The sequence below is a fragment of the Streptomyces mauvecolor genome, assembly GCF_039532965.1.
Taxonomy (GTDB): Bacteria; Actinomycetota; Actinomycetes; order Streptomycetales; family Streptomycetaceae; genus Streptomyces; species Streptomyces violascens.
Genome location: NZ_BAAASQ010000056.1, coordinates 1 through 22851, shown reverse-complemented (window position 1 = coordinate 22851; position 22851 = coordinate 1). Strand labels below are relative to the sequence as shown.

The 22851-nt window shown below is 71.3% G+C and carries 20 protein-coding genes, 1 tRNA gene and 1 pseudogene; 15 read left to right on the top strand and 7 right to left on the bottom strand.

What is annotated here, in order from left to right; translation table 11 throughout:
• Positions 1-54: 54 nt before the first annotated feature.
• Positions 55-1197: an acyltransferase family protein gene (locus ABD346_RS37535; protein WP_344380802.1), complete on the bottom strand. Its 1143-nt coding sequence runs from the start codon at positions 1195-1197 to the stop codon at positions 55-57.
• A gap of 1075 nt (positions 1198-2272) precedes the next feature.
• Between ABD346_RS37535 and ABD346_RS37530 the strand changes: the two genes are divergently transcribed.
• From ABD346_RS37530 to ABD346_RS37520, 3 genes and pseudogenes are all read left to right on the top strand, one after another.
• Positions 2273-4465 carry a glycoside hydrolase family 31 protein gene (locus tag ABD346_RS37530; protein WP_381226525.1) on the top strand — a complete coding sequence of 731 codons (2193 nt, stop codon included), beginning with the start codon at positions 2273-2275 and terminating at the stop codon, positions 4463-4465.
• 134 nt (positions 4466-4599) lie between these two features.
• Positions 4600-4881: pseudogene (locus tag ABD346_RS37525) on the top strand (alcohol dehydrogenase catalytic domain-containing protein); the annotation flags it as partial.
• A gap of 113 nt (positions 4882-4994) precedes the next feature.
• Positions 4995-5582, top strand: a complete 588-nt coding sequence (locus ABD346_RS37520) for a zinc-binding dehydrogenase (protein WP_344380801.1) — start codon at positions 4995-4997, stop codon at positions 5580-5582.
• Here the strand turns inward: ABD346_RS37520 and ABD346_RS37515 are convergent.
• The gene (locus ABD346_RS37515) at positions 5572-6537 is read right to left on the bottom strand and encodes a TetR/AcrR family transcriptional regulator C-terminal domain-containing protein (protein WP_344380800.1); all 966 of its coding nucleotides are present in this window, start codon (positions 6535-6537) and stop codon (positions 5572-5574) included. The two genes, ABD346_RS37520 and ABD346_RS37515, sit on opposite strands and share 11 nt — an antisense overlap.
• A 224-nt stretch (positions 6538-6761) precedes the next feature.
• Between ABD346_RS37515 and ABD346_RS37510 the strand changes: the two genes are divergently transcribed.
• On the top strand, positions 6762-7871 hold the full coding sequence (locus ABD346_RS37510; protein WP_344380799.1) for an FAD-dependent monooxygenase: 1110 nt from the start codon (positions 6762-6764) through the stop codon (positions 7869-7871).
• A 10-nt stretch (positions 7872-7881) separates the two neighbouring features.
• On the opposite strand, the gene ABD346_RS37505 is transcribed toward ABD346_RS37510, so the two are convergent.
• Both ABD346_RS37505 and ABD346_RS37500 read right to left on the bottom strand, forming a co-directional pair.
• Positions 7882-8796: a DMT family transporter gene (locus ABD346_RS37505; RefSeq protein WP_344380798.1), complete on the bottom strand. Its 915-nt coding sequence runs from the start codon at positions 8794-8796 to the stop codon at positions 7882-7884.
• Positions 8793-9665, bottom strand: a complete 873-nt coding sequence (locus ABD346_RS37500; RefSeq protein WP_344380797.1) for a phosphatase PAP2 family protein — start codon at positions 9663-9665, stop codon at positions 8793-8795. Before ABD346_RS37500 ends, ABD346_RS37505 begins: the two co-directional genes overlap by 4 nt.
• A 171-nt stretch (positions 9666-9836) precedes the next feature.
• Between ABD346_RS37500 and ABD346_RS37495 the strand changes: the two genes are divergently transcribed.
• The gene (locus tag ABD346_RS37495) at positions 9837-10436 is read left to right on the top strand and encodes a TetR/AcrR family transcriptional regulator (protein WP_344380796.1); all 600 of its coding nucleotides are present in this window, start codon (positions 9837-9839) and stop codon (positions 10434-10436) included.
• Between the two features lie 197 nt (positions 10437-10633).
• Here ABD346_RS37495 and ABD346_RS37490 read toward each other — a convergent pair whose 3' ends face one another.
• Positions 10634-11413: a DeoR/GlpR family DNA-binding transcription regulator gene (locus ABD346_RS37490; RefSeq protein WP_344380795.1), complete on the bottom strand. Its 780-nt coding sequence runs from the start codon at positions 11411-11413 to the stop codon at positions 10634-10636.
• A gap of 157 nt (positions 11414-11570) precedes the next feature.
• On the opposite strand from ABD346_RS37490, the gene ABD346_RS37485 reads away from it, so the two are divergent.
• The 6 genes from ABD346_RS37485 (at position 11571) to ABD346_RS37460 (ending at position 17661) form a co-directional block, all read left to right on the top strand.
• A complete protein-coding gene (locus ABD346_RS37485; RefSeq protein WP_344380794.1) occupies positions 11571-12455 on the top strand; it encodes an SIS domain-containing protein in 885 nt (294 codons plus the stop codon).
• Positions 12456-12531: 76 nt separating this feature from the next.
• Complete coding sequence (locus ABD346_RS37480) at positions 12532-13389, top strand: class II fructose-bisphosphate aldolase (RefSeq protein WP_344380793.1); 858 nt, start codon at positions 12532-12534, stop codon at positions 13387-13389.
• A 110-nt stretch (positions 13390-13499) separates the two neighbouring features.
• Positions 13500-14729 carry a cytochrome P450 gene (locus ABD346_RS37475; RefSeq protein ID WP_344380792.1) on the top strand — a complete coding sequence of 410 codons (1230 nt, stop codon included), beginning with the start codon at positions 13500-13502 and terminating at the stop codon, positions 14727-14729.
• A gap of 141 nt (positions 14730-14870) precedes the next feature.
• Entirely contained in the window at positions 14871-15626 is a 756-nt protein-coding gene (locus tag ABD346_RS37470; protein ID WP_344380791.1) for a (Fe-S)-binding protein, read from the top strand.
• Positions 15623-17041 carry a LutB/LldF family L-lactate oxidation iron-sulfur protein gene (locus ABD346_RS37465; RefSeq protein WP_344380790.1) on the top strand — a complete coding sequence of 473 codons (1419 nt, stop codon included), beginning with the start codon at positions 15623-15625 and terminating at the stop codon, positions 17039-17041. Before ABD346_RS37470 ends, ABD346_RS37465 begins: the two co-directional genes overlap by 4 nt.
• Positions 17038-17661 (top strand): LutC/YkgG family protein, encoded by a 624-nt coding sequence (locus tag ABD346_RS37460; RefSeq protein WP_344380789.1) that lies wholly within the window; start codon positions 17038-17040, stop codon positions 17659-17661. Before ABD346_RS37465 ends, ABD346_RS37460 begins: the two co-directional genes overlap by 4 nt.
• Here the strand turns inward: ABD346_RS37460 and ABD346_RS37455 are convergent.
• A complete protein-coding gene (locus ABD346_RS37455; RefSeq protein WP_344380788.1) occupies positions 17651-18136 on the bottom strand; it encodes a DUF309 domain-containing protein in 486 nt (161 codons plus the stop codon). The genes ABD346_RS37460 and ABD346_RS37455 overlap by 11 nt on opposite strands.
• Before the next feature lie 93 nt (positions 18137-18229).
• On the opposite strand from ABD346_RS37455, the gene ABD346_RS37450 reads away from it, so the two are divergent.
• The 3 genes from ABD346_RS37450 (at position 18230) to ABD346_RS37440 (ending at position 21022) form a co-directional block, all read left to right on the top strand.
• Positions 18230-18303: transfer RNA gene (locus ABD346_RS37450), tRNA-Pro, on the top strand.
• A 394-nt stretch (positions 18304-18697) separates the two neighbouring features.
• The gene (locus tag ABD346_RS37445) at positions 18698-20221 is read left to right on the top strand and encodes a helix-turn-helix domain-containing protein (RefSeq protein ID WP_344380787.1); all 1524 of its coding nucleotides are present in this window, start codon (positions 18698-18700) and stop codon (positions 20219-20221) included.
• 81 nt (positions 20222-20302) lie between these two features.
• Entirely contained in the window at positions 20303-21022 is a 720-nt protein-coding gene (locus ABD346_RS37440) for an MgtC/SapB family protein (protein WP_344380786.1), read from the top strand.
• 15 nt (positions 21023-21037) lie between these two features.
• Here ABD346_RS37440 and ABD346_RS37435 read toward each other — a convergent pair whose 3' ends face one another.
• Positions 21038-21883: a hypothetical protein gene (locus ABD346_RS37435; protein ID WP_344380785.1), complete on the bottom strand. Its 846-nt coding sequence runs from the start codon at positions 21881-21883 to the stop codon at positions 21038-21040.
• 261 nt (positions 21884-22144) lie between these two features.
• Here ABD346_RS37435 and ABD346_RS37430 point away from each other — a divergent pair, with 261 nt between their 5' ends.
• Positions 22145-22798, top strand: a complete 654-nt coding sequence (locus ABD346_RS37430) for a chaplin (protein WP_344380784.1) — start codon at positions 22145-22147, stop codon at positions 22796-22798.
• Positions 22799-22851: the final 53 nt, after the last annotated feature.

Below are 22851 nucleotides of genomic sequence, written 5' to 3'. Positions count from 1 at the left end.
CGGCCCCTGCCCGCCGCTTCCGCAGCGGAGGAAGGGGCCGGCGACGTACGACCGCTACCCCCTTGGGCGTCTGCGGAATCGGCGGACGACCGGCGCTTCGACCAGTTGGTGCGAGGCCCAGCCCGCGGCGACCGAGAGCAGCAGGACGAACGGCAGCAGTACGAAGAACGCGCCCGTCCCCGGCTGGGCGTAGTGCATCCCCAGCACGTCGCGCACGGTCACCTGCAGCACGATCAGGTGCCACAGGAAGATCCCGTACGAGATGCCCCCGAGCCAGGCGAGCACCGGGTGGGACAGCAGTCGCGCCGGTCCGCTCGCGCGGGCGAACACCAGCGGTGCCGCGAGGCCGACGACCACGGTGAGGTCGGCGACGTAACGGAAGGCGGCCTCCAGTTGGTCGGCGGGGGCGCTGAGGCCGCCCGCCAGCGGGGTGTTGAGCAGCGCGAACGCGACGGCCGCCGCCACCCAGCACACCCACGGGTGGCGGATGACGAAGCGTACGGGCGAGGGCAGTTGCCCGGAGTGGTCGATGTGGGCGACGAGCACGGCCAGCGCCATGCCGACCGCGAAGAACCCCACATAGCCGCACAGCCACCACAGACCCGTGGGGCCCTGGAGGCTCGCGGGGCTGCTGTCGACGAGCCACGCCAGGTCGAGCGCCACCACACCGGCCAGCAGTGCGAGGGCGAGGCGTACTCCGTGCCGCGAGGACAGTGCGCGGTGCAGCACGAACGCGATGAGCGGCAGCGCGAGATAGAAGTGCACCTCGGTGGCGAGGCTCCAGGTCTGCGCCCAGTCGCTCACACTGCCCGGATCCACCCGCAGATCCGTCCAGTGCTCGACGTGCTGCACGGTGAGCAGCCGCACGATGCGCCAGCCGTCACCCAGGCGCTCGCGGTCGAAGACCAGGAGCGAGGTGATGATGAGCAGCCAGTACGCGGGCATGATCCGGATTAATCGGTGCCAGTAGTAGTCCGCCGCCCGCGGAGCCCTGCGACCCGTCAGGGCCGCGGCGGCCCACGGCCGGTAGAGCAGGTAGCCGCTGATGACGAAGAAGAGCGGAACCGAAACGTCGAAGCCGTTGAGCACCCGGGCGAGCGGCCCGGGCCTGCCCTTGTCGTCGATCAGGCTTCCGGTCCACTGGCCCAGGTGCAGGCAGACCACCATCAGCATGGCGAGCGCGCGCAGGCCGTCCATCGCGGGTTCGTGTGCGCGGCGCCGGCCGTTCGACGGTCCTGGCTTCTGTTGTGAACTCGGCTCGTGAGCCGGGTGGTTGGCGGCTGGGAGAGGTCTGGAAAGGGAAACGGACATGGCGGTTTTACCCCCGTCGGTGGATGGGTGCGCACGGTGTTGGTGGTGGCGCACAGCGACCCGATCAAGCTAACAAACCGCGATGGCGGTTTCCTTTGCCCCTCCGTCATTCAAGCCGCCCGGATCTGTCTCTTTCTGAACGTTTTTGATCATCCGGAAAGCTGGAACCGGAATCCGGACAGTGCGTGATCGCCGCAACGGGCCCTGGGTCCGGGGTGGATGAAGCGGAAGCCTGTGGGCCGGAGTGCGGCGAGCCGTGGATGCCTGGTCGGGGGCCGGTTGTGATCGGCCGGTTCTGCGCCATCCTGGCGTCGCCCGTGTCGTGAAACCGCCATTTCTGTCGAGGCCTCCAGTACCTCAAGCGCCCCAGGCGTTGACATGTACCCGGCCCACAGTGAATCTTGATGCTCGAAACTCCACTGTTCCAAGCATGAACGCGCACGCCGCGCCCGGCTGTTGCTCGGTACGAACGGAGAACGAACCCTTGCGGACCCCCTGGCATCGCTCCCACCCGCCCCGAAGGCCCGCCGTCGCCGTGTTCTCGGCGCTCGCGCTCGGTCTCACCGCCCTGGCCGTCCCCGCCGCACACGCCGAGGCCGCGACGCCGCCCGGCGGCGTCCTGGACAGCGGCACCAAGTCCCTGACCTGGCAGAGCCCGGTCTATGAGAAGGGCACGGTCGACTCGCCCGACAAGTGCCCGCCGCCCGCGCAGGACCCGGACGGCGCCGTCTGCGCCCGCTTCGACCTGACCGTGAAGCCGCCGGCCGGCCAGTGGGACGACAACCCGGAGGGCGGTGTGCCCGTTTCCGTCCAATGGGCCACCCCCACCGACGACTTCGACCTGTACATCTACGACGACGCGGGCAAGCAGGTCGCCTCCAGCGCGGGCACCGCGGACCCCGAGGCGACCGTCATCCCGAAGGCGTCGGGCACGTACCACGTGGTCGTCGTCCCGTACGACGTGCACCACAACTCGTTCACGGGCAAGGCCTATCTGCCCGAGCCGACCGACGCCGGGAGCCTCACCTCCTTCGGAGGCAAGGACGGCACCTACGACATCGCCGCGGGGGCGCTCAAGGCCCGCGCCGACTTCCTCGCCGACGACACGCTGAGGCTGCGCGCCGCCCCGGACGGGACGTTCACCGACCCGCCCGGCAGCCACATGATCCAGACTCAGCCAAAGCCGCAGAAGGACACCAAGTCCTTCGACACGGGCGCCTATTACGGTATCCGCAGCAAGGACGTCGTCCTGCGCGTGTACAAGAAGCCGCTCCGCTTCGCGCTCTACAAGGGCGACAACAAGACCGTGGTCTGGTCGGAGGCCGACCCGCTGCGCTGGACCTCCGGCGGCATGCGCCAGAGCCTGACGCGCGGCGCCGACGAGCAGTTCTTCGGCGGCGGCGAGCAGAACGGCAGCTTCTCGCACCGCGACCAGGTCATGAACGTAGGCAACAACACCAACTGGAACGAGGGCGGCTGGAACAACTCCCAGCCCTTCTACATCTCCTCCGCCGGATACGCCGTCTTCCGCAACACCTTCGCGCCCGGCGTGTACGACTTCGGGCCCCGGGTGCGCACCGGGCAGCAGGAACGGCGCCTGGACGCCTACTACTTCACCGGTGACGTGAAGTCCGTGATCGGCAAGTACACCTCCCTGGTCGGCAAGCCGTTCATGCCGCCGGTGTACGGACTCGAACCGGGCGACTCCGACTGCTATCTGCACAACGCCAACCGGGGCGAGCGGCACACCCTGGACGCGCTCAAGGTCGCCGACGGCTACACGCAGAACCAGATGCCGCTCGGCTGGATGCTCGTCAACGACGGGTACGGCTGCGGCTACGAGAACCTCCCCGAGACGGGCAAGGGCCTCCAGGCGCACAACGCCCAGCTCGGCCTGTGGACGCAGGACGGCCTCGACAAGCTCGCCGACCAGGTCAAGGCGGGCCAGCGCGTCGCGAAACTGGACGTCGCCTGGGTCGGCAACGGCTACGGCTTCGCCCTGAACGCCTGCGACCAGGCGAAGGCCGGCATCGAGGACAACAGCGACGCGCGCGGCTTCGTGTGGCTGCCCGTCTCCTGGTCCGGCGCGCAGCGCTGCGGCGTCCTGTGGAGCGGCGACCAGAAGCTCAGCTGGGACTACCTGCGCTGGCAGATCCCCACCTACGCGGGCGCCACGCTCTCCGGCATCGCGTACAACACGGGCGACGTCGGCAGCATCTTCGGCCACGACCCGAAGATGTACACCCGCGACCTCCAGTGGAAGGCGTTCCTGCCCGCCATCATGACGATGGACGGCTGGGCCAAGGACCTCACCACCGGCAAGGCCGCCGACCAGCAGCCCTGGCTCGACGGCGAGCCGTACGCCTCCATCAACCGCAAGTACCTCCAGCTGAAGGAGCGGCTCATCCCGTACATGTACGGGCTCTCCAAGGACGCCACCAAGACCGGCGTCGGCGCGGTCCGCCCGCTCTCCCTGGAGTACCCGGACGACCCGGGCACCCTGGGCGCGAACGCCAAGTACGAGTTCCTGGCCGGGCCCGACTTCCTGGTCGCCCCCGTCTACAGCGACACCAGTGTCCGCAGCGGCATCTATCTGCCCAAGGGCACCTGGACCGACTACTGGACGGGCAAGACCTACCAGGGCCCGACGACCATCGACAACTACGCGGCTCCGCTCGACACGCTCCCGCTGTTCGTGAAGGGCGGCTCGATCGTGCCGATGTGGCCCAAGGGCACCACGTCCTGGCAAACCAGGGACAAGGGCGAGCTGGACTACGACATCTACCCGCAGCTCGGCACGTCCTCCTACACCCTGTACGAGGACGACGGCGTCACCCGTCAGTTCGCCCAGGGCGCCTCGGCCACCCAGCGGGTGCAGGTCACCTCGGCCGGACGTGCCTCGGTCGTCGACGTCGGTGCCAGCGTGGGGAGTTACCAGGGCAAGCCGGCCACCCGCTCGTACCGCTTCACCGTCCACACCAAGGCGGCTCCCGCGCGCGTCGCCCTCGGCGGGAACCGGCTGCACCGGTACGGCTCCGCGGCGGAGCTCGCCGCGGCCGGCTCGGGCTGGTACGTCGATGCCGCGACCGGAGTGACGGAGGTGAAGACGCCGTCGCAGCCCACCGGGCACGGCTTCTCCGTCGAGATCGCGTGACCTGACCGTCCGCCACCGGATCGGGGGCCGTGCCGTGAGCCGTCCGGTGCGGCCCCTCCGCACGCGCGCAGCGGAGGCTGAGGCAAGATCGACTCACTGCCGCACAGGCCCCCGACCGCCAGGAGATCGATTCGATGTCATTCCGCGCCATCCGTGTGACCAAGGACGAGCAGGGCCACCGGGCCGAGACCGTCACCCTGGAGGAGAGCGAACTCCACGAGGGCGATGTGACCGTCGTCGTGGACTACTCGACCGTGAACTACAAGGACGGCCTCGCGCTCGCCGACAAGGGCATCGTGAAGTCGTATCCGCTGGTGCCCGGCATCGACTTCGCGGGCACCGTCGAGTCGTCCACCCACGCCTCGTTCGCACCCGGCGACAAGGTGGTGCTCAACGGCTACGGCGTCGGTGAGCGGCACGACGGCGGCTTCGCGCAGAAGGCCAGGGTCAGCGGCGACTGGCTGGTCCCGCTGCCCGCCGGGCTCACCACCCCCAGGCGGCGGCGATCGGCACCGCCGGATACACCGCGATGCTCAGCGTGCTCGCCCTCGAAGACGCGGGCCTCACCCCGGCGAGCGGCGACGTGCTCGTCACCGGCGCCGCGGGCGGTGTCGGATCGGTCGCCGTGGCACTCCTGGCCCGGCTCGGCTACCGGGTGCTCGCCTCCACCGGGCGGCCCGCCGAGGCCGGCTACCTGCACGAACTCGGCGCCGCCGAGATCATCGACCGCGCCGAACTCTCCGAGCCCGGCCGCCCGCTCGGCAAGGAGCGCTGGGCCGGGGCCGTCGACTCGGTGGGCAGCCACACCCTGGTCAACGTCCTCGCGGGCACCTGCTACGGCGGCACCGTCACCTGCTGCGGCCTCGCCCAGGGCCTCGACCTGCCGGGCTCCGTGATGCCGTTCATCCTGCGCGGGGTGACGCTGGCCGGCATCGACTCCGTACAGGCACCCATGGAGCGCCGGATCAGGGCGTACGAACGCCTCGCCCGCGATCTGGATCTGGCGAGCCTGGAGAGGATGACCACGGTCGTCGGTCTCGACGAGGTGCCCTCCGTGGCGCAGCGCATCCTGGCCGGTCAGGTGCGCGGCCGCACGGTCGTGGACGTCAACGCCTGACGGGCGTCGTGAGGGCGGCCGGCCCGGGTCGGCCGCCCTCGATCACGGCCGCGAAGCCGTCGAGCAGCGGGCCGAGCCCGAACTCGAAGAGCTCGTCGAAGCGCAGCTCGTACCCGTCCGCCAGCGCCGCCGTGACGCGGCTGAACACCGGGTATCTCCCGGACACCACAAGGGAGTTGAGCGCGGCGGCCTGCTGCTCCATCCACCCGTCCTCGCTCACCCCGGTGGTGGCCGCCGCCTGCGCCTCCTGCTCCAGGCCGACCGCGAGCCCCTGCACATAGCCGTACAGGAGCACGTGCACGTCCATCATGGTGACCGGGTCGAGCCCGTGCCCGTCGAGCGCGGCCAGCGCCCACTCGGCGTGCGTCATGAGGTGGGGAAGCAGCAACGGGCGGGTGAGCGGGGCGAGTTGGGCGAGCCATGGGTGCTTGCGGAACAGGGACCAGAGTGTCCGGCCGCCGAGTTCGAGCCGGGCCCTCCAGCCGTCCGGCGGCACGGCCGGATAGCGGGCCTCACCGAACGCCGCGTCGGCCATCAGGAGCACCAGGTCGTCCTTGCTGCCGACATGCCGGTACGGCGACATCGCGGCGACCCCGAGCCGGGCCGCCACCCCGCGCATGGACAGCGCGGCCAGGCCCTCGGTGTCGGCGATGTCCATGGCTGCGCGCACGATCCGCTCGCGCGTCAGATCGTGCTCGGGTTGCGTGCGCGCCTTCACCGGCGGCGCCGGGGCGCGGTCGCTCACCACGGTGCCGACCCGGGGGAGCGTCTCCACGAACCCTTCGAGCCGCAGGGTGGTGAGCGCCTTGGTGGCCGTCGCGAGGGCGACACCCCACTCCTTGACGATCCCTCGCGTCGAGGGCACCCGGTCGCCCGGCGCGAGCTCGCCGCTCGTGATGCGCCGCCGGATCTCGGCGGCGATCCGCAGATAGGGCGGTTCGCTCTGCACGGCCATGCCTGTACGTCCTTCCCCTCGGCGGCCGCGAAGTTTTTTGGGCGGCCATGCTGCCTGTACTAGTGCAGAGGCTAGCAGCGGGGAGGCGGTCCGGGGCGCCTTCTGTCCTAGTTCAGCCGTGATAAAAGGCCAGTTGGCAGGCGTGTGAGTACGCCGTACATTCACGACGCGTACGTCGTATTCGTAGTCCCATCTCCCTCATCGCGCCCATCAAGGAGTCCGCCATGAAGACCGTCCTCATCTCCGGTGCCGGAGTCGCCGGCTGCTCGCTCGCCCACTGGCTGCGTCGGGGCGGGTTCGCGCCGACCGTCGTGGAGCGCGCCCCGGCGCTGCGGCCGGGCGGCCAGGCCGTGGACATCAGGGGAGTGGCGCTCGACGTCGTGGAGCGGATGGGGCTGCTCGGCCCGGTGCGCGCGGCGGCCACCCGCATGCGGGGCATGTCCATGCTCGACGCCGACGGCCATGAGCTCCACCGGTCCACCGAGGCCACCTTCAGCAGTGGCCGCCTCGACAGCGGTGACGTCGAGCTGCTGCGTGAGGACCTCGTCGGCATGCTGGAGCAACTCGCCCAGGAACAGGCCGAGTTCATCTATGGGGACCGCGTCACCGCACTGGACCAGGACAAGCACGGCGTGGGCGTCGAGTTCGAGCACGGCGCGTCCCGCACGTTCGACCTCGTGGTGGGGGCCGACGGGCTCCACTCGGCTGTGCGCGGGCTCGTCTTCGGGCCCGAGGCGGACTTCCTGCACCACCTCGGCACGCATCTCGCGATCTTCAGCGCGGAGAACTTCCTCGGCCTGGACAACTGGCAGCTCTGGCAGCGCGACGGCGACGCCGGGTACGGGATCTACCCGGTGCGCGACAACAGCGAGCTGAGGGTCACCTTCGGCTTCGCGTCCGGCCCGTTCGACCCCGCGAACCGGGATCCCGAAGCGCTGAGGCGGGAGGTCGCCGAGCGGATGGGCGCGCTGCGCTGGGAGACGCCGCGGCTCCTGAAGGCGCTCCGGGAGGCGCCCGACTTCTACTCCGACGCCATGGCCCAGATCCGGCTCGACCACTGGTCGCGCGGGCGGGCCGTGCTGCTCGGCGACGCCGGGTACTGCGCCTCGCCGCTCTCCGGCCAGGGCACCAGCCTCGCGCTGGTCGGCGCGTACGTCCTCGCGGACGCGCTGGGCCGCACGGGCGGTGAGCACCGTGCGGCCTTCGCGGAGTACGAGGCGCGCCTGCGGCCCTTCGTCGAGGCCAACCAGGCACTGGCCACGGAGAACCCGGGAGGTCCGGCCGCCGAGGAATCCGTCGAGCGCGCCAAGAACGCGATCACGCTGGATGTCTGAGGCGCGTGCCTCAGGCGGTGATGCGGACGGCCGGCTCGGGGGCCGACAGGTCGGTGGGCAGGGGCGCGGGCACAGGCGCGGGGAGGTCCTCGGGCGTGGCGCCGGTCAGCATGATCACGCCGCGGGCCGCGACGCCCGCCGATGCGGCGGCGATCAGCCAGCCGAGCGGCCCGCCGTGGAAGCTCTCGCCGAGCAGCGCGACCCCGATCACCGCGGCCGCCGCCGGGTTGGCGAGGTTCACCACGGCGAGCGGGGCGGCGAGGCCACCGCGATAGGCCGCCTGCGAGAGCAGAAGCCCGCCGACCGCGAAGGTCGCGACGAGCACCGCGAGCAGGGTGGTCTGCCACCAGTTGAGCGGGCCCCCGGGCAGTTCGCGGGCCAGCGACGCGGTGACGGTCTGGGTCAGCGCGGACGCGACACCCGAGGCGACGCCGGACGCGGTGGCATGGCCGAGGCCGCCGCCGCGTGCGGAGTGCGCCCCGGCCCGTACGAGGAAGGCGAGCAGCAGCGCGGTGGCCGCGGCGATCGCGAGCGCCTCGCGCAGGCTGAGTGCGTCGCCGGGGCTCGCGGGGCCGGTGACCGCGATCAGACCGGTGAGCCCGGCCAGCGTCCAGGCCGCGCCGCGCCACTCGCGCCGGGTGACGCGGCGCCGCTCGTAGTACGCGGAGAGCGGCAGCGCGGCCACCAGGGTGAGCGCGCCCAGCGGCTGGACGAGGGTGAGCGGGCCGTAGTGGAGCGCGGCCACGTGCATGAGGGCGCCGGCCGCGTTGAGGCCGACCGCCCACCACCACAGCGGGCGGGTGAGCAACTGGCCGATACCGCCGCCGCCTTGAGCGGCGAGCCGGGACTGGCCGACGGCGGCCAGCGCGTAGCCGGCGGCCGAGGCGAGCGAGAGCAGGATGGCGAGCAGCGCGGATTCGTTCATCGCACGGCCTCGGAGAGCTGGGGCGCGGGTGCCTGCTGGGAGGCGAGCGCGGGTTCGGGGACGGCCGTCTGCTGCGGGGCGGGTGCCTGCCGGGCCGCCTTGGATGCCGCAGGCAACCTTGTGAGCCGCTTCGGCGCCGGTACGAAGTAGAGGACCGCCGCCAGGAGCGCGGTGGCCACGACCGCGTCCAGCCAGTAGTGGTTCGCGGTGCCGACGACCACGAGCAGGGTGAGCGCCGGGTGCAGCAGCCACAGCCAGCGCCAGTGGCTCCGGGTCGCCATGATCAGGCCGATCGCGACCATCAGTGCCCAGCCGAAGTGCAGCGAGGGCATCGCGGCGAACTGGTTCGCCATGGCGTCGTTGTCCGGCGTCGCCGCGTACACGGAGGGCCCGTAGACCTGTGCGGTGTCGACGAGTCCGGCCGTGGTGAGCATGCGCGGCGGGGCGAGCGGGACCGTGATGTGCAGCACAAGGGCGGCGGCGGTGAGCCCCGCGAGCACCCGGCGCGACCGCAGGTAGTGCCCCGGGCGGCGCAGGTACAGATAGACCAGGAAGGCCACCGTGGCCGGGAAGTGCACCGTCGCGTAGAAGGTGTTGGCCGCCTTGACGAGGGTGTCGCCGTGCAGCAGCAGATGCTGAACGGAGCCCTCGCCGGGCAGGTGCAGCGCGCGCTCCCAGCTCCATACGCGGTCGGCGTTGTCGAACGCCCTCGCCTCGTGCCCGTTCGCCAGCTGACGGCCGAACTTGTAGACGAGGAAGAGCGCGGTCACGAGCAGCAGCTCGCGCACCAGGGGCGGCCGGGAAGCGGTCGTCTCCGGTCCGGCGGGACGGGTCTGGCGACGCGTCCCCGTGGTTATACCGGCAAACATTCTCCGGCCCCTTTGAACCTGGATCGATACATGGAAAAAAGACAAGCAAACGTAGGAAGGCTAGATCGAAACTCATCGAGACGCAAACGTCTCGATACGTTTGCGTCTCGATTGAGCGGAGCCTACTCTCGTACGTGCAGGAGCACCCCTTGTTTTTCTCCGGAGGGAACGATGTCGACGCAGGCCGCCACGGCCGCTGCCCGCCGCAGCAAGATCAGCCCCGAGCGTGAGCTGGAGCTGTACGACGCGGTGCTCGACATGCTCAGAGAGGGCGGCTACGACTCCGTGACCATGGAGGGGGTGGCCGCGCGCACCAAGTGCGGCAAGGCCACGCTGTACCGGCAGTGGAAGAGCAAGCCGGTGCTCGTGACGGCGGCGCTGGGCGCGAAGCGCTGCTCGTTCTTCACCGGCATCGACACCGGCACCCTCGTCGGGGATCTGCGTGCGGCGGCGCGCGTGGCCGGCCGGCGCGAGGGCCCCGACACGGCGCTGATGGAAGCCGTCGGCCAGGCCTACATCAAGCACCCCGACCTGCGCGAAGCCCTGCGCGAGACCGTTCTGAACCCGGAGATCGCCGCGCTGGACGCGATGCTGCGGCGGGGGGTCGAGCGGGGCGAGGTGGCCGCGGACAACCCGGCGATCGGGTACGTCGCGCCCATGATCATGGGCATGCTGCGCGTCGAGCGGCTCTTCGAGGACCGCTTCCAGGGGGAGGACGCGCTGCTCGGGCTGCTGGACTCGGTCATCTTCCCCGCGCTGAGGATCGGCTGACGCGCCCGCCCCCGACGGGTCCATGCCGCACGTCCGGCGGCGCGTTCCTCACGCACTTCGGCCGCGGACCGTGCGTGGCTGGACCGCAGTTCCCCGCGCCCCCTGGGGTGCTCATCCCTGCCCGTGCTCAGAGCCCGGGCTGGTTCCAACTCGTAGCGCGAGCGCCTCAGTTGATGGGGCGTCATGGCCGTGGGTGCTCAGACCGCCAGCACCGTCACCCCCGCCTCCGTGAACGCGGCCACCATTTCCTCGGGCACCGCCGTGTCCGTCACAAGCGTGCCCACCTGGCTCGTCGCGCAGATCCGGGCGAACGTCCGCTTGCCCAGTTTCGTGGAGTCCGCGGCCACCACGACCCGTTCGGCTCGCTCGCACAGGAGCCGGTTGATGCCGGCCTCGTCCTCGTCGTGGGCCGAGGCCCCGTGTGTCACGTCGAAGGCGCCGACGCCGAGCACCGCCACGTCCATCGTGATCTGGTTCAGCACCCCGCCCGCGAGCGGCCCCGTGAGCTCGTACGACTGGGGGCGGGCCACCCCGCCCGTCACCACGATCTTGAACTGCGGCCGTACCGCGAGCTCGTTCGCGATGTTGAGCGCGTTGGTGACAATCGTCAACGCCGGTGAACCGGTGGCCAGTTCGGGCCGCACGGCCAGTGCGCGTGCGACCTCTGTCGTCGTGGTGCCGCCCGTCAGGCCGACCGCCTCGCCCGGGGCGACCAGATCCGCCACCGCCTTCGCGATGCGCTGCTTCTCCGAGGCCTGGCGCGCCGTCTTGTAGCGCAGCGGCAGCTCGTAGGAGACGCCGTGGACGAGCGCGCCGCCCCGGGTGCGCACCAGCATCTGCTGCTCGGCGAGCTGGTCGAAGTCGCGGCGGATCGTCGCGGCCGAGACCCCGAGGGCGGTCGCCGCCTCGTCGACGTCCAGGCGGCCCTGCTCCACGAGCAGTTCGAGGAGCGCCTGCCAGCGGGCATCGCGAGACATCCGCGCCCTCCATTCTTCGTACCGGTAACCGTCCGTAATGACCTTAGCGCACGGCTAGATGCTTGATTGTGCTCGAAAGCGAGCTATATTTTGCAGAAACAAGCATGTGGCGCGTCAGATCCAGAGAGTGTCAGATTTCAGAGGGTGGGAGCCCGGCATGAGCCATGTCGCGAACGAACTGAGCAGTCAGCCCGAATGCTGGAAGCGGGCGGCCGAACTGGCCGTCCAGCACAAGGACGCCCTGCCGGCCCCCGGCGAGCGCGTCGCCGTCGTCGGCTGCGGCACCTCCTTCTTCATGGCGCAGGCCGTCGCCGCGCTCCGCGAGAGCGCGGGCCTGGGTGAGACCGACGCCTTCGCCGCCTCCGAATTCCCCGCCGCGCGCAGCTACGACCGAGTCGTCGCCCTGACCCGCTCCGGCACCACCACCGAGGTGCTCGACCTCCTCGCGGCGGTGCGCGGCCGAACCCGCACCACCGCCGTCACGGCCGACCCCGACACGCCGGTGATGCGGGCCGCCGACGACATCGTGGTGCTCGACTTCGCGGACGAGGAGTCGGTCGTCCAGACCCGCTTCGCCACCACCGCGTTCACGCTGCTCCGCGCCCACCTCGGGCTGCACACCGAGCAGGCCGTCGCCGACGCCCGCACCGCGCTCGCCGAGCCGCTGCCCGAAGGCCTCGTGGCATCGACCCAGTTCAGCTTCCTCGGCCGCGGCTGGACCAACGGCCTCGCCCAGGAAGCCGCCCTCAAGATGCGCGAGGCGTCACTGTCCTGGACCGAGGCCTACCCGGCCATGGAGTACCGCCACGGCCCCATCAGCATCTCCACCACCACGACCGCCACCTGGATGTTCGGCGAAGCCCCCGAGGGCCTGGCCGAGCAGGTGGCCGCCACCGGCGCCCTGTGGATCGAGGGCCGCCTCGACCCGCTCGCTGAACTCGTCCGCGCCCAGCGCCTCGCCGTCGCCGTCGCGGCCGCCCGCGGACTCGACCCGGACCGGCCGCGCCACCTCACCCGCTCCGTCATCCTCGACGGCGCGTGAGCGGGCGCGACCGCGTGACAGCGAACTACGTGACACAGGCGCAGGACTACGTGACACAGGTGAAGGGGAAGCACTGATGCCACTCGCCCGGACCGGCACACTCGTCGCCGATGCCGCCGCCAAACGCCGCGCCGTCGCGGCCTTCAACATCATCACGCTGGAACACGCCGAGGCCGTCATCGCGGGCGCCGAGGCCGCCAAATCGCCGGTCGTCCTCCAGGTCAGCGAGAACGTGGTCAAGTTCCGCTACGGCCGGGTCCTGCCGCTCGCCCGCGCCGCCGCGGCGGCCGCCGAAGCCGCCTCCGTACCGGTCGCGCTCCACCTCGACCACGTCAAGCAGGACGAACTCCTGCGCCAGGCCGCCGACGCCGGGTTCAGCTCCGCGATGTACGACGCGGCCCATCTGCCGTACGAGGAGAACCTGGCCGCGACGAGGGCCGCCGCCGATTGGGCGCACACCCAAGGGCTCTGGATCGAGGCCGAGTTGGGGGAGGTCGGCGGCAAGGACGGCAAGGCGCCGCTCGACGCGCACGCGCCCGGTGCGCGCACCGACCCCGACGAGGCGCGGCAGTTCGTCGCCGAGTCGGGTGTCGACGCGCTCGCCGTCGCCATCGGCAGCGTCCACGCCATGACCTCGCGCACCGCCGAACTGGACCACGCCCTCCTCGCCAGGCTCGACGACGCGCTGCGGGTGCCGCTGGTCCTGCACGGTTCGTCCGGCGTTCCGGACGACGCCCTGTCGGCCGCGGTGGCCGGCGGCATCGCCAAGGTCAACATCGGCACCGCGCTGAACATCGCCATGACCGACGCGATCCGCGCCTATCTCGCCGCCCACCCCGAGGCGGTGGACGCCCGCACCTATCTGACGGTGGGCCGCCAGGCGATGGCCGCGACCGTCACCCGCCTCATCGGGGTGCTCGACCGGACCGCCTGAGGTGTACGCGCCCGCCGCCGGGCCCCCGGCAGGGTCCCGGCGGCGAAAGCGCCACGTTCTGCCCCTACGGCGCTCTTCCGATGTGGCCGGACGTCGTAGACGATGGGCCTGTGGACAGGCATGAGCACGCTCGGCTCGACGCGCTGCAGCGCGACCCCTATCCGCACTATGCGCGGGCCCGGCACGCCGAAGGGCTGACCTTCGTGCCGGAGCTCGACGCCTGGCTGGTGGCCCGGGACGCGGACGTACGCGAAGTCCTGCGCCGCCCAGAGGCGTTCTCCTCCGCCAACGTGCTGCGCCCCGACGTCCTGCCGGGGCCGACGGTGCTCGCCGAGATGGGCCGCGGATTCGGCGGCCGTCCCGTCGTGGTCAGCTCGGACGGGGCCCTGCACCAGCGGCTGCGCGCCCCGGTCGTGCACGGCCTCTCGCCCGCGCGCGTCGCCGCGGTCGTGCCGTACGCGGTGGAGCGCGCCACCGCGCTGATCGACGCCTTCGCGGACCGTGGCTCGGCCGACCTCATGGCGGAGTTCGCGCTCAGACTGCCCGGCCAGGTCATCGGCCGCCTGGTCGGCCTCGACGAGGCGGACGTCCCGCTCGTCGTGCACGGCGGCTACCGCGCCGAGCAGCTCCTTTTCCGGCCGATGTCCGAGAAGGACCAGCTCGCGGCGGCCCGCGACGTCGTCGAGATGCAGCACCTCCTCGACACCTACGTAAGGGCACGGCACGCCCGGCCCCAGGACGACCTGTGCACGTCGCTGACCAGCGCACTCGCGCCGGGCGGCGAGTCGCCCGCCAGCGAGCTCACGCTGGACGAGCGCCACGAGATGGTCGCCCATCTGCAGAACTTCCTGCTCGCCGGGCACCTCACCACGAGCGCCCTGATCGGCTCGACGCTGCTGCACCTGATGCACCACCCCACACAGTGGGAACTCCTCTGCCAGAAGCCCGAGTTGATCCCGGCCGCCGTCGAGGAGGCCGCCCGCTACGACAGCCCGATCCAGGGCTTCCGCCGCATCACCACCCGCCCGGTCGTCCTGTCCGGCACCGAACTCCCCGTCGGAGCCGTGGTGTTCGTGGCGTACGGTTCCGCCAACCGCGACCCGAGCCGCCATGAACGCCCCGACGTCTTCGACATCACCCGCCCGCCCGCGCGCCACCTCGCTTTCGGGTACGGCGTGCACGGCTGCCCGGGCTCCGGCCTGGCCCGCGAACAGCTCCGGGTCGCCCTGGAACTCCTGACGACGCGGCTGCCAGGACTGCGCCTGGCCGAGGAGAGACCCGTCGTCATGCGCCCCACGATGATCCACCGCTCGCCGGAGGAACTTCCGCTGGTGTGGTGAGTCCAGTATCAACTGGCCCTGAACACAAGGGAGTTGTCCGATGTCTGCGGACCGGCTTCCGGAACACATGCCCCGATTCGCCCGCAATGTCAGCTGATCACGGTCCTACCCTGAACCACTCGCGCGGCATATCCTCCGACCATGCGAGTCGCACTCTTCGTCACCTGCGTCAATGACGCGGTGTACCCGGCCACCGGCATCGCGACGGTGAAGCTGCTCGAACGGCTCGGGGTCGAGGTCGACTTCCCGGCCGGGCAGACGTGCTGCGGGCAACCGCAGTTCAACACGGGCTACCGGCGCGAGACCGAGCCCCTGGTGCGCCGGATGGGCCGGGTCTTCAAGGGCTACGACCACATCGTCACCCCCTCCGGCTCGTGTGCGGCGATGGTCCGCGACAACTACCCCCGCATCGCCCGCAGGGCCGCCGCGCAGCGGCGGGGCGCCGACCTGGCCGAGGCCGCGGAATCCCTCGTGCCGCGTATGTATGAGCTGACCGAGTTCCTCGTCGACGTACTCGGCGTGACCGACGTCGGCGCGTACTTCCCGCACACCGTCACCTACCACCCCTCCTGCCACGGCCTGCGCCTGCTCGGTCTGGGCGACCGGCCGCGCAGGCTCCTTGACGCGGTCAAGGGCCTGGAGCTGCGCGAACTGCCCGGCGCCGAGGAGTGCTGCGGTTTCGGCGGCACCTTCGCCGTCAAGAACCCGGACGTCTCGGCGGCGATGGGCACCGACAAGGTGCGCAACGCCGCCGCCACCGGAGCCGAGGTGCTGTGCGGTGCCGACAACTCCTGCCTGATGCACATCGGTGGCATCCTCCACCGCCAGGACGCCCCGCTGCGGGTCCTGCACATCGCCGAGATCCTGGGCAGCACGGAAGCGGAGCCCCACGTATGAGCGGCACCTTCGTCGGCATGCCGGCGTTCCCCCGGGCGGCCCGCGACGCCGTACGCGACACCACCCTGCGCGGCAATCTGCGCCACGCCACCCACACCATCCGCGACAAGCGCGCCAAAGCGGTCGCCGAGCTCGCCGACTGGCAGCAACTGCGCGAGGCGGGCAAACGCATCAAGGACGACACCCTCCGCCACCTCGACCGCTACCTCGTACAACTGGAGGAATCGGTCACCGCGGCCGGAGGCGTCGTCCACTGGGCCGCCGATGCGGACGAGGCCAACCGGATCGTCGCCGGCCTGGTCAAGGCCACCGGTGAGAGCGAGGTGGTCAAGGTGAAATCCATGGCCACCCAGGAGATCGGCCTCAACGAGGCGCTCGCCGTGGAAGGCATCCGCGCCTACGAGACCGACCTCGCCGAGCTCATCGTCCAGCTCGGCGACGACAGGCCCTCGCACATCCTCGTCCCGGCCATTCACCGCAACCGGGGCGAGATCCGCGACATCTTCCTTGAAAAGATGGGCGGTTGGGGCAGGCCCGCCCCCGACGGGCTGACCGACACGCCCGCCGACCTCGCCGAGGCGGCCCGACTGCATCTGCGCGAGAAGTTCCTGCGCGCCAAGGTGGGCATCTCGGGCGCCAACTTCATGGTCGCCGAGACGGGCACCCTGGTCGTCTTCGAGTCCGAGGGCAACGGCCGCATGTGTCTGACCCTCCCCGAGACCCTGATCTCGGTCGTCGGCATCGAAAAGGTGGTCCCCACCTGGCAGGACCTGGAGGTGTTCCTCCAGACCCTGCCGCGCTCCTCGACGGCCGAGCGGATGAACCCGTACACCAGCATGTGGACCGGCACCGCCGACGGCGACGGCCCCCGGACCTTCCACCTCGTACTCCTCGACAACGGCCGCACCGCCGCCCTTGCCGACGACATCGGCCGCCAGGCGCTGCGCTGCATCCGCTGCTCGGCCTGCCTCAACGTGTGCCCGGTGTACGAACGCGCCGGCGGCCACGCGTACGGCTCGGTCTACCCGGGCCCCATCGGCGCCATCCTCACACCTCAACTCCGGGGCACGACAAGCGAGATCGACGCCTCGCTGCCCTACGCCTCCTCGCTGTGCGGCGCCTGCTACGAGGTGTGCCCGGTGGCGATCGACATCCCGGAGGTCCTGGTCCACCTCCGCGAGAAGGTCGCGGGCCAGGGCGGGCGGGGGCACCGCCTGGAGAAGGCGGCGATGAAGGCCGCCAGTTGGGCCATGGACCGTCCCGCCGTCATGGCGGCGGGGGAGCGGGCGGCCGCGAGGACCCGGGCGCTGCATCCGGAGCGGCCGCCCGGCGCGAGGGCCTGGACCGACAGCCGCGACCTGCCGGAACTCCCCGAAGCCCCCTTCCGTGACTGGTGGAAGAAGAACCGCACATGAGCTCACGCGACCGCATCCTGGCCCGGGTCCGGGCCGCCGTGGCCGACGCCCCGGCGGCCCCCGCCATCACCCGCGACTACCTGACGAGCCACACCCCGGACGACCCGGCGGCCGTACTCGACCTCCTGCACGAGAACCTCGCCGACTACCGCGCCGTCGTGCACCGCACGGATGCGGCCGGTCCTCTCATCGCCGAGTTGCTCGCCGCACGAGGCTCCGGGAGCGTCCTTGTGCCGGACGGGCTGCCGCGGGAGTGGCTGTCGGGCGCCACGGCCGTACGCGTCGACGACACCCCGGACTCGACAGCGGCCGAACTCGACGCCGTCGACAGCGTCGTCACCGGCTGCGCCCTGGCCATCGCCGAGACCGGCACCATCGTTCTGGACGCGGGGCCCGGCCAGGGCCGCCGCCGCATCTCCCTCGTGCCGGACCACCACATCTGCGTCGTACGGGTCCCCGACCAGATCGTCGCCTCCGTTCCGCAGGCCATGTCCCGGCTCGATCCGCGCCGCCCGCTGACCTGGATCTCGGGCCCCTCCGCCACCAGCGACATCGAACTCGACCGGGTGGAGGGCGTGCACGGCCCCCGCACCCTCGAAGTAGTTCTGCTCAGCGGGTGATCCGGGGTGCCTCGGCCGCCGCGTCCACGGGGCCCGGCAGCCGGTCCGCCAGCGCGCGTGCCCATACGGCGAGCCCGGCCAGATCGATCCCGTAGGTCGGTGCGCCGTCGCGCGCCGCGTACGTGGCGAGCGAGCCCGTGCCGCGATCGAGGAGCGAGGCCCCGCCCTTCGCGTTGCCGCGCGCCGCGTGCGTCAAACCCACCGCGAGCTGCGCCAACCCCCGCCACAGCGGCTCCTCCTGAGCCGGGCCCGACTTCCACGCGTCCTCGAACACCTCGTGGGCGTGGAACGGCATCCCCGCGTCGAGGAGCCGCTGCGCCTCCCGCACCGTCTCCTCGGGGGACCTGGTCACGCCCTCCGGCTGGCGGGCCACCCCGCCGGCGCCATAGGGCAGCGGCCGGCCGAGCCCGTCCCTGGGCCGCGCGTTGCGCGCCCGCCCCTCGGCATCACGATCGCGGTGCGTCGAACTCTCCATGTGCCGATTGTCCCCCGTTCCTGTCGGGGTCCCAGAGTGCGGTATGGTTCTCATGCACGACCGGCCGGGGGAAACCCCAGGTCAGACGGGCATCGGGACGTGGCGCAGCTTGGTAGCGCACTTGACTGGGGGTCAAGGGGTCGCAGGTTCAAATCCTGTCGTCCCGACTTGTAAGAGTCGTAGGTCAGAGCCGCATCGGATCATTCCGATGCGGCTTTCGGCGTTTTCGGGGCCGTTGTGAAGCCCCGCTCATCGGGGAACCTCCGCCGCGCGGAGTGGAGTTGAGGCCATCGGGGCATCCGCACCCTCGACCCGGGGCGCCGACACCCTCGATCCGCACCGTCCGCCGCCCGTTCGCCGGGGGAGTGAAGCAATGTATTTCGATCCGGCGCGACTGGTGCGTCACACGGAAAACCACCAGAGGGCCGAGTCATCTCTGGAGGATCAAACAAGAGGTGTATCGGCCAGCTAGCCTTGTATCTACGATGCAGAAACTCATATTCACCTGGTGAATGCGAGAACCGGTGCCGACGGCCCGGCACCCGCACCAAGGAGCCACTCATGCACGTCGAAGACCTCCTGCGTCTCGAATCGCTCGACCTGGAACTGCTCTGGGGCGAGGAGCAGCAGCTCGTCCGGGAGATCACCGGGGTGACCGCCACCGACCTGGAGGACCCGACCCGCTTCCTGCGGCCGGGCGAGGTCGTGCTCAGCGGTCTGGTGTGGTGGAGCCCCGGGAACGGGACGGAGAAAATCAGCCGTTTCGTCTCGGCCCTCGCGACCGCGGGCGCGGCAGCGCTCCTGGCCGGTGAGGAGACACACGGCGCCGTGCCCGACGAGCTGACCCGGTCGTGCCGCGAGAACGGCATTCCGCTGCTCGCCGTGCCCTCGCGCACCAACTTCCGGGCCATCACCGAGGCCGTCTATCTGCGTCAGTGGGGCGACCTCAGCCGGCGGCCCACCTCGCACCGCTATGCCCTGCCCGAGAACGTCCGCAGCGAGCTCAGCGACCTCGTCCGGGCGGGCGCGGAACCCGACGTTCTGCTCGACCGCGCACTCGCCCATCTCGGCGCCCCGGACTGCTATGTACTCACCCCGACCGGGCGCACCGTCGCGCGCACCCCCGAGGCCCCCGCGATCCCGGCGCAGCGGGCCCGGGAGCTGCTGCGCCGCGCGCCCGACGGCCTCACCCTGCGCATCGACACCGACAGTTCGCCGTACGACAGCTGGTACCTGCACCTCGCCGACGCGGCCACCGCCCCACCCCGGCTCCTGCACGAGACGGCCGACGTGTTCGCCGACCACCGGTACGGCCGGGACCGGGCGAGGAAGGAGGCCCGGCGGCGGGCCGGTGACCTGGTCCGGCTCATCGACGCCAGGAGCCCCGACCTCTCCGCGCTGCGCGGCGCGCTCACCGACTGCGGGCTGTCCCACGGCGGCCCGTTCCACGTCGTCACCGCCGCCGCGAAGGCCGACGCCGACCAGGGCGCGGCGGCCGACGCCCTTGCCGAGGCCCTGCGCCACATCTCCGACCGGCCGTTCGCCCTCGGCCGGCTCCCGCACGGCGAGGTGGTGGCCGTGGTGCAGGGTGGGCCCGAACCGGCCGCGGAACTGGGTGAGTTGTGGCCCGTGGTGCACGCCTGTGCACCGCTGGTCCCGCTGCACGGCGGCATCGGCGCCGAGGTGACCTCGCCGGACCGGCTCAACTCCAGCCTGACCGGCGCCCGGTACGCCCTGACCGCAGCCCGCTCGAAGGCACCCGACGGGGCGAGGCTGGGCTCCGTGGAGGACCTGACCACGCTGGAGGGGCTGCTTGCCGGTATCCCCTCCGATGTCCGGGCCGCCTACCACGACCGCGTGCTGGGGCCGCTGGCCGACGACGACAACACGTCCTCGCAGATGCTCCGGGAGACCCTGGAGTGCTTCCTCGCGCACAACGGATCCTGGGCGCGCACCGCCGAGGCCCTGCACCTGCACGTGAACACCGTCCACTACCGCATCCAGCGCATCGAGGTCCTCACCGGCCGCGACCTCTCCCGCCTGGAGCACAAGCTCGACCTGTACGCCGCTCTCCGCTGCCGCTGAGCCGAGCGGCGGGCCTCATGGAATGTGGCTGTCTGGGTAGGGAGAGCCTGTTCGTGCGGTTGACGTGGGAAGGGGCACGGGATGGTGCTGCTGGCGGCCGGGGCGCTGGAGCCGAGCGGGCAGGGCTGGCTCCAGGCGGGCGAGTTCGGCCTGGCGTTCCTGCTCTCCGCGGCCATCGGCCTGGAGCGGGAGATCCGCCAGAAGGCAGCGGGGCTGCGGACGTACACCACGGTCGGCGTCGGCGCGGCGCTGTTCACGCTGGTCAGCAAGTACGGGTTCGCCGATGTCCTGCACGCCGGGACCATCGAGCTCGACCCGTCCCGTGTGACGGCGCAGATCGTGTCGGGGGTCGGCTTCATCGGCGCCGGGGTGATCTTCGTGCACCGGGGCTCCGTCCAGGGCCTCACGACGGCGGCCACGATCTGGCTGACGGCGGCCGTGGGCGCTGCCGCTGCCGCAGGCCTGCCGCTGCTCTCGGTCCTGGCGACCGCCGCGTACTTCGTCGCCGCCTACGTGGTCCGCCCGATAGCCCACCGGCTGCCCGCCATGCGGTCGGTGGCCTCGACCTTCCGGATCGCGTACGAGCAGCGGCCCGGGCTGCTTCAGGAACTCATGGAGCAGTGCGAGCGCGCCGGGTTCGCCGTCGGGGGGCTTCAGATGCTGAGGGCGGGCGGTACCGGGGACCCGGCGGAGGTGCTCATCTCGGCGGTCGGCCGCGGCGACCCGGCCGTCCTCACCGCCCGGTTCGCCGATGTGGCCGGTGTGGTGGCCTGCACGCGTGGCGGCAACGAGGACGAATGAGCCGCGGCCTCGGCCTCAGGCCGGACGAGCGGTGTCGACGGGTGCCGGTTTTTTGGGCTTCCGGGTGGCGAGGAAGCCGAGGACCACGGCGAACGTGATGGCGACGATGTGTTCGCGGCCGGCCAGGTTCGGCTTCTCGAAGGATCTGATCACGGTCGGGGTGACCGCGAAGAAGAACAGGACGGGCGCCCGCTTCACCGTGGCGATATGGGCGAAGAGGCCCACCACGGCGGCGGAGGCACCCGTGTCGACGACATGGGCGGCCTCGGGCGGCAGCCCCCACCACCTGGGCCCCACCGCGATCATGACGCGGGCGCTGAGCGTGCCCGCCAGCGACACGGCGCACGCCACCACCAGGGTCCGCCTGCGCCCCAGCACCAGCTGGGCCAGTGCGAAGCCGAGGAACAGCACGGGGATGCCCGGCAGAGCGGGCATGTCGCGGGCCGGGACGAACAGCGAGAGCGGCGTACGCAGCAGCACGAGCGGGAGCGGGATGTCGCCCCGCACGTGCGAGACGAGCCGCACCAGTACCGCGCCGGTGCGGTGCTGGTCCACCGCGTGCAGCGAGAGCACCGCGGCGGACGCCAGGATCGCGATGAGAATGCCGGACAGGCCGCGCCGCACGAGCTCGCGTACGGGCTCGGCGACGATGGAGCGGAATTCGCGGAGCAGGTTTCGTCCGAGGAAACGTACGAAGCTCTTGAGGCTGCGTTCGGCTCGGCCGGGCGGGCGGAGCGCCGGGGCGGCGACGGGTCGCCGAACTCCGGCGAGGGCCGGTTCCGGCCCCGCAGCCCGCACCCGGGCTTCCGCGTCCACGCTCACCGACAACCCCCAGACCCGCTCCGGCCAGGGACTCCCCACCGACCTCCGGTCCTTGATCCTGCCATGGGACGGACACGGGGCAGGGGCCGCCCCCGGACCTATTCGACCAGGTGTGCGGCGCCTTGGCGCGTGCGTATATACAGGTACATAAAGCGGCAAACATCACTTAGTTGACTCAAATCGATAATCAGGCCACTCGATGGGGTGAAAGGCGTATTAGGCATAACCCATCAGGCCTCTCCGGAGTTGATGGCGGTGCGGGCGAGTGGCCCGCGACAACCTCCGGAAGGCAGGAAACCAATGAGACGGGTCGCCATGAAAGGCCTGGTCACGGTGGTGGCCACGGGCGGTGTGCTGGCCGCGACCGGCTACGCCTACGCGGACTCCCACGCAGGCGGCAGCACTGACTCCTCCCCAGGCGTGCTGGCGGGCAATTCCGTGCAGCTTCCGGTGAACGTCCCGGTCAACGTGTGCGGGAACACCGTCGACGTCCTCGGGCTGCTCAATCCCAGCGCGGGCAACACGTGCGCCAACGTCTCGGGCGCCCACCACGGCGCCAAGGCGGGTTCCGAGCACTCCGGCCGCACCGGCGGAGCCTCCGCATCAGGTCGAGGAAAGGATTCGCCCGGGGTGCTCTCGGGCAACGGCCTCCAGCTCCCCGTTGATCTCCCTGTCAACGTCTCCGGGAACTCGGTCAGCGTCGTCGGCGCGCTCAACCCGGCCGTGGGCAACACCTCGGTGAACCACTCCACGCCGGTTCGCCACCACCCGGTCGCGCCTCCCGCGCACCCGGCGCCCGCCCCGGTCCCGGTCTCCCGCGCGCTGCCCGTGCCGCAGGGGGCCACGCTGGCCCACACCGGCGCCGACGGCATCGGCCTCGCGATCCCCGCGTCCGCCGGGCTGCTGCTGGGCGGTGGCGTCCTCTACCGGCGCTTCCGCGGCGCTACGCGCTAGCTGTATTGATCACGAGCGTTGTTAACGCTGGTTGGTCTTGATCATGGCGAAGA

Bases quoted from the DNA above. Each gene is read 5' to 3' on its own strand.
- ABD346_RS37500 (WP_344380797.1), bottom strand. From the start codon at position 9,665: ATGTTTGCCGGTATAACCACGGGGACGCGTCGCCAGACCCGTCCCGCC.
- ABD346_RS37495 (WP_344380796.1), top strand. From the start codon at position 9,837: ATGTCGACGCAGGCCGCCACGGCCGCTGCCCGCCGCAGCAAGATCAGC.
- ABD346_RS37440 (WP_344380786.1), top strand. From the start codon at position 20,303: ATGGTGCTGCTGGCGGCCGGGGCGCTGGAGCCGAGCGGGCAGGGCTGG.
- ABD346_RS37510 (WP_344380799.1), top strand. From the start codon at position 6,762: ATGAAGACCGTCCTCATCTCCGGTGCCGGAGTCGCCGGCTGCTCGCTC.
- ABD346_RS37455 (WP_344380788.1), bottom strand. From the start codon at position 18,136: ATGGAGAGTTCGACGCACCGCGATCGTGATGCCGAGGGGCGGGCGCGC.
- ABD346_RS37465 (WP_344380790.1), top strand. From the start codon at position 15,623: ATGAGCGGCACCTTCGTCGGCATGCCGGCGTTCCCCCGGGCGGCCCGC.
- ABD346_RS37430 (WP_344380784.1), top strand. From the start codon at position 22,145: ATGAGACGGGTCGCCATGAAAGGCCTGGTCACGGTGGTGGCCACGGGC.
- ABD346_RS37480 (WP_344380793.1), top strand. From the start codon at position 12,532: ATGCCACTCGCCCGGACCGGCACACTCGTCGCCGATGCCGCCGCCAAA.
- ABD346_RS37460 (WP_344380789.1), top strand. From the start codon at position 17,038: ATGAGCTCACGCGACCGCATCCTGGCCCGGGTCCGGGCCGCCGTGGCC.
- ABD346_RS37490 (WP_344380795.1), bottom strand. From the start codon at position 11,413: ATGTCTCGCGATGCCCGCTGGCAGGCGCTCCTCGAACTGCTCGTGGAG.
- ABD346_RS37445 (WP_344380787.1), top strand. From the start codon at position 18,698: ATGCACGTCGAAGACCTCCTGCGTCTCGAATCGCTCGACCTGGAACTG.
- ABD346_RS37535 (WP_344380802.1), bottom strand. From the start codon at position 1,197: ATGGACGGCCTGCGCGCGCTCGCCATGCTGATGGTGGTCTGCCTGCAC.
- ABD346_RS37485 (WP_344380794.1), top strand. From the start codon at position 11,571: ATGAGCCATGTCGCGAACGAACTGAGCAGTCAGCCCGAATGCTGGAAG.
- ABD346_RS37515 (WP_344380800.1), bottom strand. From the start codon at position 6,537: ATGGCCGTGCAGAGCGAACCGCCCTATCTGCGGATCGCCGCCGAGATC.
- ABD346_RS37470 (WP_344380791.1), top strand. From the start codon at position 14,871: ATGCGAGTCGCACTCTTCGTCACCTGCGTCAATGACGCGGTGTACCCG.
- ABD346_RS37505 (WP_344380798.1), bottom strand. From the start codon at position 8,796: ATGAACGAATCCGCGCTGCTCGCCATCCTGCTCTCGCTCGCCTCGGCC.
- ABD346_RS37520 (WP_344380801.1), top strand. From the start codon at position 4,995: ATGCTCAGCGTGCTCGCCCTCGAAGACGCGGGCCTCACCCCGGCGAGC.